Source organism: Pseudomonas sp. LH21 (assembly GCF_036549575.1).
GTDB classification, from domain to species: Bacteria; Pseudomonadota; Gammaproteobacteria; order Pseudomonadales; family Pseudomonadaceae; genus Aquipseudomonas; species Aquipseudomonas peradeniyensis.
The window spans coordinates 3,610,934-3,623,106 of record NZ_CP144367.1 but is presented as its reverse complement, the minus strand read 5'-3'; the positions used below and the strand labels follow the sequence as shown (position 1 = coordinate 3,623,106).

The 12,173-nt window shown below is 66.8% G+C and carries 9 protein-coding genes; 2 read left to right on the top strand and 7 right to left on the bottom strand.

Translation table 11 applies throughout. The features are described 5' to 3' along the window. Positions 1-40 precede the first annotated feature (40 nt). From dkgB to VUG52_RS16245, 3 genes are all read right to left on the bottom strand, one after another. On the bottom strand, positions 41-844 hold the full coding sequence (gene dkgB / locus VUG52_RS16255; RefSeq protein WP_262950068.1) for a 2,5-didehydrogluconate reductase DkgB: 804 nt from the start codon (positions 842-844) through the stop codon (positions 41-43). A gap of 261 nt (positions 845-1,105) precedes the next feature. Further along, on the bottom strand, positions 1,106-2,311 hold the full coding sequence (locus tag VUG52_RS16250; protein ID WP_331831768.1) for an NAD(P)/FAD-dependent oxidoreductase: 1,206 nt from the start codon (positions 2,309-2,311) through the stop codon (positions 1,106-1,108). A gap of 131 nt (positions 2,312-2,442) precedes the next feature. Continuing rightward, positions 2,443-3,498 (bottom strand): GlxA family transcriptional regulator, encoded by a 1,056-nt coding sequence (locus tag VUG52_RS16245; protein WP_331831767.1) that lies wholly within the window; start codon positions 3,496-3,498, stop codon positions 2,443-2,445. A 416-nt stretch (positions 3,499-3,914) separates the two neighbouring features. On the opposite strand from VUG52_RS16245, the gene VUG52_RS16240 reads away from it, so the two are divergent. After that, positions 3,915-4,211: a DUF3077 domain-containing protein gene (locus VUG52_RS16240; protein ID WP_050706238.1), complete on the top strand. Its 297-nt coding sequence runs from the start codon at positions 3,915-3,917 to the stop codon at positions 4,209-4,211. A gap of 141 nt (positions 4,212-4,352) precedes the next feature. On the opposite strand, the gene VUG52_RS16235 is transcribed toward VUG52_RS16240, so the two are convergent. From VUG52_RS16235 to VUG52_RS16220, 4 genes are all read right to left on the bottom strand, one after another. Beyond that, positions 4,353-5,126, bottom strand: coding sequence for a hypothetical protein (locus VUG52_RS16235; protein WP_331831766.1), 774 nt, complete (start codon positions 5,124-5,126; stop codon positions 4,353-4,355). Positions 5,127-5,190: 64 nt separating this feature from the next. Continuing rightward, positions 5,191-6,468 carry a bifunctional O-acetylhomoserine aminocarboxypropyltransferase/cysteine synthase gene (locus tag VUG52_RS16230; RefSeq protein WP_331831765.1) on the bottom strand — a complete coding sequence of 426 codons (1,278 nt, stop codon included), beginning with the start codon at positions 6,466-6,468 and terminating at the stop codon, positions 5,191-5,193. Positions 6,469-6,543: 75 nt separating this feature from the next. Next, positions 6,544-7,509: an SCO family protein gene (locus tag VUG52_RS16225; RefSeq protein ID WP_050706235.1), complete on the bottom strand. Its 966-nt coding sequence runs from the start codon at positions 7,507-7,509 to the stop codon at positions 6,544-6,546. Positions 7,510-7,654: 145 nt separating this feature from the next. Then, positions 7,655-11,050 (bottom strand): Ig-like domain-containing protein, encoded by a 3,396-nt coding sequence (locus tag VUG52_RS16220; protein ID WP_050706234.1) that lies wholly within the window; start codon positions 11,048-11,050, stop codon positions 7,655-7,657. 244 nt (positions 11,051-11,294) lie between these two features. Here VUG52_RS16220 and VUG52_RS16215 point away from each other — a divergent pair, with 244 nt between their 5' ends. Further along, entirely contained in the window at positions 11,295-12,041 is a 747-nt protein-coding gene (locus VUG52_RS16215) for a sulfite exporter TauE/SafE family protein (protein ID WP_262950063.1), read from the top strand. Positions 12,042-12,173: the final 132 nt, after the last annotated feature.

Below are 12,173 nucleotides of genomic sequence, written 5' to 3'. Positions count from 1 at the left end.
GGTTGAGAGCGGGGCGCTGGGCCTCCATGCCCGAAGGATATCAGTCCCAGGCCGGCGCCAGGCCGTCCGGGCTGACTTCGCGGCCGTTGCGTTCCAGGGTGGCGATGCGCGCCATGTCGTCGGCGTCCAGGCGCAGGCTGCGGGCAAGCAGGTTGCTGGCCAGGTTCTCGCGCTTGGTGGACGACGGGATAACCGCATAGCCCAGCTGCAAGGCCCAGGCCAGGGCCACCTGGGCCACCGTGGCCTTGTGCTTGGCGGCGATCTCGGCCAGCAGCGGATCCTTCAGCACCTTGCCGTAGGCCAGGGTCATGTAGGAGGTGGTGGTGATGCCCTGTTCCTGCAGGAAGGCGGTCAACTTGCGGTTCTGCAGGTACGGGCTGAGTTCGATCTGGTTGGTGGCGATCTCGCCCTGGCCGACCACGGCGATGGCCTGGCGGGTCAGCTCGATATTGAAGTTGGAGATGCCGATCTCGCGGGTCAGGCCCTGGCGCTTGGCTTCGGCCAGCGCCTGCATGTATTCGGGCAGCTCGACGCCGTTGCCGGGCGCCGGCCAGTGGATCAGCAGCAGGTCGACATGGTCGGTGCGCAGTTTGGCCAGGCTTTCGTACAGGCTGGGGATCAGCTTGTCGGCGGCGTAGTGGTCGACCCAGATCTTGGTGGTGATGAACAGCTCGTCGCGCGGCACGCCGCTTTCGGCGATGGCCTGGCCGACCTCGGCCTCGTTCTTGTAGATCTGCGCGGTGTCGATGGCGCGGTAGCCCAGCTCCAGCGCCGACTTGACCGAATCGATGACGGCCTGGCCGGTGAGGCGGAAGGTACCCAGGCCAAAGGATGGAATGCTCATGCAACTGCTCCTGTCGAGTGAGGGGATCGAGACCCGGGCAGTGGGGCACGGGTTCGAACGGGTAGGCGCAGTGTGCGGTGTTCGGCGGGATTGATTAAGGCGTCGACGCGCCAAGGTCCTTTGACCTGGAGTCATGAATACCTGGATGGATTGTGAGTGAGGTGAGGTAATAGCGGCTATTGCCGCCATCGCGGGGCAAGCCGGCAGGGGCTGCGCTGACTGCTCTCAGCGACAGCGCAGCCCCGGAGCTCAGCAGTGCTGTCAGGCGACCGGAATCAGCGGGTCGGCCGCTGCCAGTGCGGTGGCCCGGTCCGCTGCCGGCGGGTAGATCCACACCGAGTTGATCTGCTGCTTGAGCTGCTTGGCCTCGAACTTGTCGGTCGGTGGCGAGACGGTGCGTTCCCAGCCCTCGGTGTACACCGCGCCCCAGGCGCCGAGGTCCAGGCAGGTGACGTACTTGGGCTGGCTGTAGGTCATCGGTGCCACGCCGATCAGCTCGGCGGCGGCGTTGTTGCCGGCGTAGCGGCCCAGGGGGATGGCGTGCTGGCAGGACATCACGGCAAAGTTGCCGACCTCGTCGCAGGCCGCATAGGCCACGTCGCCCGCGGCATACACATCCGGGTTGCCGATGACCTTGAGCTGGCCGTCCACATGCAGGCGGCCCTGGCGGTCGCGCTCGCCGGTGATCTGCTCGGTCAGCGGGTTGGCCTTGAAACCGACGGTCCAGACCACCGTGTTGGCGGCGATGCGTTCGCCGTTGTCGAGCAGCACGCCGCCGGCATCCACCGAGGCCACCGTGGCGCCGCAGACCCACTCGATGCCCAGCGCCGCCGAGGCCTGCTCGATGGCCGGGCTGATACCTGCGCCCAGGGCGGCGCCGATCTTCGCCCCGCGGTCGACCACGACGATGCGTGGCGTGACCTTGTCGCCGAGGATCGCCCGCAGCCGGCTGGGCAGCTCGGTGGCGGTCTCGATGCCGGTGAAGCCGCCCCCGGCCACCACCACGGTGTTGCGTGCGGGGCTGTCGGGGCGGGCGGCCAGGGACTTGAGGTGTTCTTCAAGGCGGGTGGCCGACTCGATCTTGTCGACGTCGAAGGCGTGGCGGTCGAAGCCTTCCAGCGCCGGGCGGTTGAGCAGGCTGCCGCAGGCCATGATCAGGCGGTCGTAGCCAAGCCTGGCCTCGATGCCGCCGGGCTGGCGGTACGCCACTTCACGGCTGGCCTGGTCGATGTGGTAGGCGCTGCCTTTGACGAAGCGCACGTTGACCGCGTCGAACAGCGCCTGCAACGGCGCGGCCATGGTGTGCACGTCGGGTTCGTAGAAGCGAGGGCGGATGTGCAGCTCGGCCTGGGGCGCGAGCACGGTGATCAGCACGTCGTCGCGTTTGTGCTGGTCGAGCAGGCGGGCGGCGCCGAGGGCGCTCCACAGCCCGGCGAAGCCTGCGCCAATGATCAGGATCTGTTTCATGGGGTGCTCCTGGATGCCGCGATTGTCGATGTTGTCGCTGCGGCAGTGGGAAAAGGGTACGCCTTGCGGGAGGACATGGACCGTGGCCCGACAGGCGTGCTGCAGATGCTAAGCGCGCCCCCGGCTTGCCCCTAGGCCAAAGAACCCTGGATTTCGGCCAGCGGCACGCTGCGGGCGAAGCGCGCCCGGTAGTCCCGCGGGGTCACCGCGAGGTGGCGCTGGAACGCCAGGCGCATGCGCTCCTCGCTACCGAACCCGCAGTGGCGGGCGACCTGCTCGATATGCTGGTCGGAGTTCTCCAGCAAGCGCCGCGCCGCCTCCAGGCGGAACACCTCGATGGCCTTGGCCGGGGTGCGGCCGGTCTTGTGCTTGTACACCCGGGTGAAGTTGCGCAGGCTCATGCGTGCCTGCTCGGCCAGCCGCTCGACTGTCAGGCGCGGGTCGCCCAGGTGCTCGTTGAGCCACAGGTGCAGGGCCTCGAAGGCGGCGCTGTCCTCGCCCTGGGCCTTGAGCAGTTCGCTGAACTGCGCCTGGCCGCCGGGGCGCTTGAGGAACACCACCAGCTCGCGGGCCACCTGCATGGCCACCTCGCGGCCACAGTCGGCCTCGACCAGGGCCAGCGCCAGGTCGATGCCGGCGCTGACCCCGGCCGAGGTCCACACCTGGTCCTGTTGCACGAAGATCGACTCGGCGTCCACCTCGATGGCCGGGAAGCGCCGGTGCAGCGCATCGCACATCGCCCAGTGGGTGGCTGCCCGGCGTCCGTCGAGCAGGCCGGCGGCGGCCAGCAGGAAGGTCCCGCTGCACACCGAGGCAGTGCGTCGGGCACGCTGGGCGGCCTGGGCCAGCCAGGCGATCAGCTCGGCGTGATCGGGGAGGGTGCGGACGATCTCCGGTGCGCCGGGCACCACCAGGGTGTCGAAGGGTTCGCCCAGCCAAGGCGCCAGTGGCTCGGTACCTACCGCCAGGCCCTCGGCGGTCGGCACCAGGCCGCCCTCGAGGCTCGCGGTGACCAGGCGGTAACCCGGCAGGCCGCGGGCGGCGCGGGCCTTGGTCGCGGCCCAGAACACCGTCTGCGCGCCGGTGAGGTCGAGCAGGCCCATCTGCGGGTAGGCGAGGAACAGCAGGGTACGCGGCTGATCCAGGGCGTGCACGGGCGGGGTGGGGATCTGCGGAATGTCGGTCATGGCAAGCTGCTTGTGGCGTGGGCATGAACCTAAGTCGAGCACTTGGCGCTGTGCCGATCAAGCGCGGCACGACAGGCGCATGTGGCGCTTGCCGGCGATGGGTTGCGTTGCCGTCCCAGTGCAGCGAACGGCGATGCACTGGGGTCTAAACCGACAACATCTGCGGAGAATATTGCAGGTCCTACAGCCTTTCTTCCGTTGTTTATGTAGTCCTTTTCCTAAAGGTGCCTTTTCCCCCGGTAGCCCGTTGTAGCGGATTGACGCTCGCTTTAGTCTCGGGCTGCTCGTCGCGCTTCACTTCACCGGAGCAGGCCGGACCACTGGGCAGCTTACCGCGCAGGGATCGCGCGGTTTGGTCTGGCGGCTGCGGAGGATGAACCGCGACGGGCTCTTTCTTTTTTCCTGGGGGCAAGGTTATGGACAAGGACGAACACGCAAAGGGCACTGGGGGCCTGAAGATCGTCAGCCTGGTCGGTCGCAGCAAGCGGTACGCGGTGCGTGACTGGGTGCAGGCGATCCCGGGGTTGCCGACCGAAGACGTACTGCAGGAAACAACGATCATCCTCGGCTGCATCACCAGCCTGACCTACCAGGCGTTGAGCCAGCCGAAAGAGGCACAGACGCTGATGCGAGCCACGTATTACCTCAGTGGCATGGCCAAGGCGATGATCGATGGACAGTTGCCGGTGATGCAGGAGCAAGGTGACAGTTGAAGTCCGGTGCACCGAGAAGGGCCGCTTTCGAGCAATCGAAAGCGGCTTTTTTGTCTGGGTTGGAAGGAGTACAGGGTATGGCACCGGCTTTGCCGGTGATCGCGGGGCAAGCCCGCTCCCACGATGTAGCTGATCTACAGCTCAGTCTTTTCGCAGGCGTCGCAGGGTTGCCGCCAATGCGACAGTCAACGTTACCGCCAAGGCCATCGCCAGGCTGATGGTCACGGCAACCCCCAGCCGCTCCAGCAACCCCGCCATCGCCAGGTAGAACGCAATCACCCCCACCGCACCGATGGCATTGCCCCGCACCATCGCCGCCATCCCGGCCCGCCCGCCTTGCACATGGGCGAACACCACCAGTGGCCAGGCAATCACCGGAATCGGCGCGAGCATGCCGCTGGTGGCCGGCCCCAGCCAGCTGGCCAGGCTGGTGGTGACCATCAGCAGCGAGGTGGCGGACACCATGCGCAGGGGTATTTCCCAATAGCGGTGTCGGGGGCGGGCGAGGGTGTCGGGCCTGGGTTCGCGGCCACTGGCGCGGATCAGCACGCCGATCAGCAGCAGCGCCACGGCCACCGACAGGTACAGCCCTCCCCAATGGGTGAAGGCATAGGCCGCCAGGCCATAGAACAGGATCGACAGCGCGACTGCCACGCCGATGCCAACCTTGCGCGTGGCGAACAGGTAGAAGGTGTAGGTGGCCTGCACCGCCGCCAACCCACCCAGCGCGCCGGGCACCGCGCCTAGGGCGAAGCCCGTGCCTTGCTCCAGGCACAGGAAGGTCATCACCAGGGCCGAGGTGATCGGCAGACCGGACAGCAGCCCGCCGAGCAGGCCGCCCCAGCGCCGCGAGGCGAGGGAGATGGCCCACATCAGCAGCGGGGTGACGAGGAGTTTCAGGTAGAAAAGGGTCATTGCGTGGGGTTCCGGTTCTGCAGGGTACGCGCCCGCCGTCGGCATTGGGTGGGGCGCGGGTCGATCAGCCGCGGCTGGCCTCAAGGGCCTGGGCGAGGTCGGCGATGATGTCGTCGCTGTGCTCGATGCCGATCGACAGGCGCACCATGTCCCGCGGCACGCCGGCTTTTTCCAGCTCTTCGTCGTTGAGCTGGCGGTGGGTGGTGGAGGCGGGATGGCAGGCCAGCGACTTGGCGTCGCCGATGTTGACCAGGCGCACCACCAGTTGCAACGCATCGATGAAGCGCGCCCCGGCGGCCTGGCCGCCCTTGATGCCGAACGACAGGATCGCCGCCGGCTTGCCGCCGGTGTAGCGCCGGGCCAGTTGGTGCTCGGGATGGTCGGGCAGGCCGGCATATTTCACCCAGGCCACCTGGTCGTGTTCCTGCAGGTAGCGGGCGACCTTGAGCGCATTCTCGGTATGGCGCTCCATGCGCAGGGCCAGGGTCTCCAGGCCTTGCAGGATCAGGAAGGCATTGAACGGCGACAACGCGGCGCCGGTGTTGCGCAGCGGCACCACGCGGCAGCGGCCGATGAAGGCGGCGGGGCCAAAGGCCTCGGTGTAGGTAACGCCGTGGTAGGACGGGTCGGGGGTGTTGAGCAGGGCGAAACGTTCCTTGTGATCGGCCCAGGGGAATGTGCCCGAGTCGATGACGATGCCGCCGATGCTGGTGCCGTGGCCGCCGATGTACTTGGTCAGCGAGTGCACGACGATATCGGCGCCGTGCTCGAACGGGCGGCAGAGAATTGGCGTGGCCACGGTGTTGTCGACGATCAGCGGCACGCCATGGCGGTGGGCCGCCTCGGCCAGCGCGGCGATATCGACGATGTTGCCAGCGGGGTTGCCTATCGACTCGCAGAACACTGCCTTGGTGCGCGCGTCGATCAGCGCCTCGAGGGCGGCGATGTCGTCGTGGGCGGCGAAGCGGGTGGTGATGCCCATGCGCGGCAGGGTGTGGGCCAGCAGGTTGTAGGTGCCGCCGTACAGCTTGGCCACCGAGACGATGTTGTCGCCGGCTTCGGCGACGGTCTGGATGGCGTAGGTGATGGCGGCCATGCCCGAGGCCACGGCCAGCGCGCCGACCCCGCCCTCGAGGGCGGCCATGCGTTGCTCGAGTACGTCGTTGGTGGGGTTCATGATGCGCGAGTAGATGTTGCCCGCGACCTTGAGGTCGAACAGGTCGGCGCCGTGCTGGGTGTCGTCGAAGGCGAACGAGGTGGTCTGGTAGATCGGCACGGCCACCGCCCTGGTGGTCGGGTCGGGGCTGAAGCCCGCGTGGATGGCGAGAGTTTCCAGCTTCATGCGGTCGTTCCTTGAGCGTGGTGTGGAAGCGGCTGAGCATGGGCCGGGGCGGCGGTGGTGGTCAAGGGTCGAGGTTCAACGTTGCGCCGAGGGTGTCTGGCGCCGTTGTGTTTCTTCTTCGAGGTAGCCGATCAGCGCGGCCACTTCGGTTTCGCCCAGGCGCATGTTGGGCATCGCCAACTGGTTGTACTGCGCGTACAGCAGCATCGCCAGCGGGTCTTTTTCCGCCAGCATCCGGTCCGGCTCCATCAGCCAGCGTTTCAACCACTGTTCCTCGCGCTGGCGGGTCACCCCCAGCAGGTCCGGGCCGATGCCATGGGTGGCGCCAGGCTCGGCGTCGCCCAAGGTATGGCACGACGAGCAACGGGTACGGAACAGTTGTTCGCCGGCGCTCGGTGGGCGGATGTCGGGGGCCTGGGTGTAGTCGCGGCGCTGAGAGCTGGCGGTCTTCCAGTTGTGCAGGCTGTTGGCCAGGCGGTCGGCGAGGATGTACGGGCTTTCGAAGGGCGAGGCCTTCATCCAGCGGCCGGTGGCCTGGTTGCCGATGATCAGGCTGAGGTTGTGGTCCTTGCTGCGGCCGTTCTCCAGGCCCTCGATGTACAACCCGAGGCTGCGGCGCAGTTGTTCGATGTCGGCGGCTTCGCCGGTGAGCAGGGTCCAGCCGGGGCCGATGGCGAACTTCTCGGCGTAGCGCTTGAGGGTGGCGGGGGTGTCGTTGTAGGGGTCGATGCTGATCGAGTAGATGAAGATGTCCTGGCCAACGCGCTCGCCCAGCAGCTTCTGCACCTGGCGCAGGCGCGCGGTTTCCACCGGGCAGGAGTCGCCGCAGCCGGTGAAGATGAAGTTGATGGCCACCACTTTGTCTTTGATCAGGTCGTCGAAAAATCGCACCTGTTGGCCGTCCTGGGTGAGCAGGGGGATGTTGGGGAAGTAGTCGGCGCCCCAAGGTGTGGAGGGCGTTGCGCGGGTACTGGGGGGCAGCGACCAGGAAAGGCTGAGGGTGAGCAACAGCAGGAGCAGCAGGCGGCAGAGGCGGGGCATGGTTCTACCCTCTGGACAGGGAACAGGGCAAGGACGGCGTGGGAGCGGGCTTGCCCCGCGAACACCGGCAGAGCCGGTGCCACGCGGTGCGTCTATCGCGGGGTAGGCCCGCTCCCACGCCAATCCTCATGGGCTCTTGGCGAAATCAACGGATACTCAGCGGCACCGTCACGCTCTGCCCCAGCGCCGACTTGACCGTCACCGTCGGTGGCGAGGCCGGGCCGCTGCCGGTTGTGGTCACCGACAGCTTCCAGCGCGCGCCACTGCCGCTGGCGGTCAGGGTCGCCAGGCCCAGGTCGAGCGGCCCGCTGGTGGTGTTGGTGGAGACCCGGATACTGTTGCCGGCGGCCACCGAGGTGGTCCCGGCGATTTCCCAGGTCCAGCGGCTGTTGCTGCGCAACTGCACCGTGGCGCTGCTGACCTGGATCTGGTCCATCGGTACCGCCGGCGAGACCGCGATGCTCACCGTGGCCGGCGCCAGCGACTCGAGGCCCTTGGCGTCGCGCGCGGCGTAGGTGAAGCTGGCGGTGAACGCCGTGGCGACCGTGGCCGGCGGGGTATAGGTCAGCTGGGTGCCATTGCTGCTCACCGTGCCCTGGCCGAAGTCGGGCTGGGCCAGGCTGCTGATGCTCAGCGGCAGGTTGCCGTCGGGGTCGGTGTCGTTTGCCAGCACGTTGAGCACGATCGGCTTGCCGGCCATGGTCGCGGCGCTGTCGTTCACCGCCACCGGCGGCTTGTTGCCATCGTCGCCGGGGCCACTGCTGGCGGTACGGAAGGTCGGCAGGGCGGCGGAGTTGACGTACTCCACGCCATCCCAGCCGGGCAGCGGCGTCGGCATCATCTGGAACTGGCCGGGGTGTTCCAGGTCCCAGCGCAGCAGCATCGAGGTGTCCTCGTGCTGGGTGTTGTGGCAGTGCTCCATGTAGGTGCCGGCGAACTCGCGGAAGCGAATGGCCATTTCCACTTCTTCCGACGAATCAGCATCCGGGCCGATGCGGTAGACGTCCTTGCGCGCCCATTTTTCCCATTCCGGCGGCGCCTTGCCGTCGCGGCTGAGGATCACCCCTTCCTCGAAGTGCACGTGCACCGGGTGGCTCCAGCCGTTGCCGCCGTTCTTGATCTTCCACACTTCCAGGGTGCCGTCGCCGCTGAAGCCGCCGTCGGTGGCTTCGTTGGCCAGTTGCGGGGCGGCGCTGATGCGCCGTGGGTCCATGCTGTAACCGAAGCCGCCATCGGTCTTGATGGTCCAGGGTACGCTGTCGGTGCCGTCGGAGCGGCCGAAGATGAACTCGCGGTGGCGGGCGGCCTTGATCTTGACCTGATCGCTGGCGCTGTTGCGGTCGATGGGCAGGGGGATCATCACCAGGCCCGCGGCCTTGCCGGGCTTGGCCGGTTCGTACAGGCTCGGGTCCATGCTGACGTCCTGGCCGGTGTAGGGCTGCACGATCAGTTGCATGAACTTGCCGACCACCGGGTCGCCGCCATCCCATTCCGGCCCGTTGCTGGTCTGCTTGATCACGGGCTTGTACTTGCCCGACAGCACGTCGGCCAGGGCGATGGGTTGTTTCGGGCCCTTTCCGGTCTCGTGTTCCATGAGGTTGACGAAGTACAGCTTGTCGCCGACCTTGATCCCGTTCTTGGCGAAATTGATGATGATGTCGTAGCGCTCGGCAATGCCCTGCAGCGGCATGATGGCGTTGTTGTCCTGCAGGTTGCCGTCGCCGTTGAGGTCCAGGGTGCCGTCGAATGGCACGGCGTGTTCCATGATGTTGCCGTCGTTGGCAATCATGTGGAACGGCACCCGGGCGTAGGAAAGGTTGGAGCCGGTCGGGCCCTTGAACTCGCCGCTGGTGCCGGCGATTTCACGCACCACGGCAAACTTGAAGTAACGCGACACCGAGCCGTTGAGGATGCGGAAGCGGTAGCTGCGCGCGCGCACCTTGAGCTTGGGCTGGTACTGCCAGTTGACCAGGATCTGGTCGCCGAGGAAACCGTCGGTGTTGAACGGGTTGAACCACAGCTGGCCGTTGGCGTCCCAGGCCTTGTCGGCGATCAACAGGTTGACGTCGTAGTCGCGGTTGCCCCAGGGCATCGCCGCGCCACTGGGGAAACGCAGGTTGACGCCATCCTGCAGAGCTTCGTTGCCGCGGTCGATGGCCGAGTAGTAGTTCATCATCACCGCGTTGCCCTTGTAGACGTTCTGTGCGGTGAAATCGAGCATGTGGTCGTGGAACCAGTGGGTGCTCATGGTCTCGCGCCAGTCGCCGCGGATCTTGATGCTGCCGTTCTCGCAGGTCTTCAGGCCCGGGGAGGCGTCGTTGACGAACAGGGTTTCACCCGGTGCGCAGGGGAAGGCCGCGCGCGGGTCCTGGGCGCGGGTGTTGATGGTGTCGTAGCCGGCCAGCTGGATCGGCCAGCGATAGTCGTAGTACTGGCCTGGGAAGAAGTAGGCGTTGGCGAAGCCGTCGCTCTCGGCCGGCGAGTGGCCGTTGTGTTCGTGGGTGGAGATGGTATGCAGGCCAAAGCCGTTGTTGGCCGAAGGGTCGATTGGCAGGGCGTTGTAGTGGCGCATCAGCACTGGCTGGCCGTAGCGCACCATCAGCAGCTTGACCGGGAAGGTCCCGTCGAAGGTCCACAGCGCCTTGTGGCCCTGCAGGGGCATTTTCGGATGGAAGCGGGTGTCGATGCCCTTGGTGGTGCCCAGGGTGGTGGGGATGTCGGAGGTCTGGTAGTACAGCCCGCCCGGGGCGAACTCACCCTTGGCGTAGTTGTGCAGCTGCTTGCGGTCGCGCAGGCCCTGGTTGATGCGCGCTCCGGCCTGGGCGGTCTTGAACGCGGCCTGGGGGTAGAACTCGTTCCAGCGCTGGTGTGACCAGCCTTTTCCCGGCGGACGGCCTTCGGCGGGCGAGCCGATCCCGCTGCGGTTGAGGAACATCTCGATCTGCGCCTTCCATGGGTTGCGGTCGAGCACGTTAGCGTACTGCGACGGGAACGGCGTCAGCCCCGGTTGGGTCAGGAACGCCTCCAGGGCGTTGCCGTTGGGGCTGCTGCGGGCGGCGTAGTCGGGGTCCTGGGCCGGGGCCGCGCCGATCACGGGCGGCGGGAAGGTCATCGAGTAGGGCGGGGTGGCCGGGTCGAGTTTCTCCGGGCCGAATTCTTCGAACAACAGCAGTTGCTGAGTGAACGGCTCGGCGCCGAACAGCGGGCTGGGCTTGCCGTTGGTGGGGTACTTGCGCGAAGTCTGCAATGCGGGGGGCAGCACGTTGTTGCTGGTCACCGTGGCGCGGGTGCCGTAGACGCCATTGGTCAGCTCCAGCGAACCCTCATTGGCCTCGGGCATTGATTTCAAGGCCTCCAGCGCCGCCGCCTGGTCCTCTGGCGTGGCGGGCGGGTCGCTGTAGGCGGAGGGATCGGTGGGTGGTGGCTGGCTCACGTCGTCGAGCGACCCGGCGACCGCGCTGGCCAGCCCCAGGCTGAGCAGCAGTGCCGTGAGGGAGGACAACCTGAACACCTGGGTCGATGTTGCAGCTGGTTTCTTCATTGCCGTGTGCCCCGTGTTGTACAGACTGGCATCTGTTGCCGCTGAATAAGCGGCGATGTGCCTTGAACAGGGGTCAGCAACGGCTGTGCCAAGCGGTAAATGGCCAAACGCCAGTTGTTTCAAGATGTTGCAGTGTTGCGAACGAGAAACGCTCAAGGTGTTGCCGCAAACATGGGGCTGGACACCCATTGCTGGGTGGGGAATGCTCCCCAGCCGATGTCATCGATCGTCGCAGGGAGCCCACATGGATCCGCTCTATCTCATCGCCCTTGGCGCCATCATCGCCGGTTTCGTCCAGGGCCTGTCGGGCTTTGCCTTCGGCATGGTGGCCATGTCGTTCTGGGCCTGGGGGCTGGAGCCGCGGGTGGCGGCGGTGTTGACCGTGTTCGGCAGCCTGACCGGGCAGTTGATCGCCGTGTTCAGCGTGCGTCGGGGCTTCAGCTGGACGCTGCTGTGGCCCTTCGTGCTGGGGGGGCTGGCGGGGATTCCGCTGGGTGTGTGGGTGCTGCCTTACCTGGACATGCTGTGGTTCAAGGCGGTGTTCGGCACGCTGCTGGTGGTGTGGTGCCCGCTGATGCTGCTGGCGCCGCGCCTGCCGCGTCTGCAGGGCGGGCGCCTGGCCGATGGCGCGGTGGGCATGGTTGGCGGAGTGCTGGGCGGCATCGGCGGTTTTACCGGCACCGTGCCGACGCTCTGGTGTACCCTGCGCGGGTTCGAGCGCGACACCCAGCGGGCAGTGATCCAGAACTTCAACCTGTCGATGCTGGCGGTGACCATGCTCACCTACCTGGGCAGCGGGCTGGTGACCCCGACGCTGCTGCCGGCGTTCGCGGTGGTGGCGCTGGCGATGGTTGTGCCGACGCTGCTGGGCACGCGGTTGTACCTGGGGATCAGTGAACTGGCGTTTCGCCGGATCGTGCTGGGGCTGCTGACGCTGTCCGGGGTGGCGATGCTGGTGGTCGCGGTGCCGGGGTTGCTGGCGCGGGGCTGATCAAGCTGATCACCCCCTCTGTAGGAGCGGCCTTGTGCCGCGAAAGGGGCGCGTAGCGGCCCACGATCTCTACATCATGCAAAATCGTCGGGGCTGCTGCGCAGCCCTTTCGCGGCACAAGGCCGCTCCTAC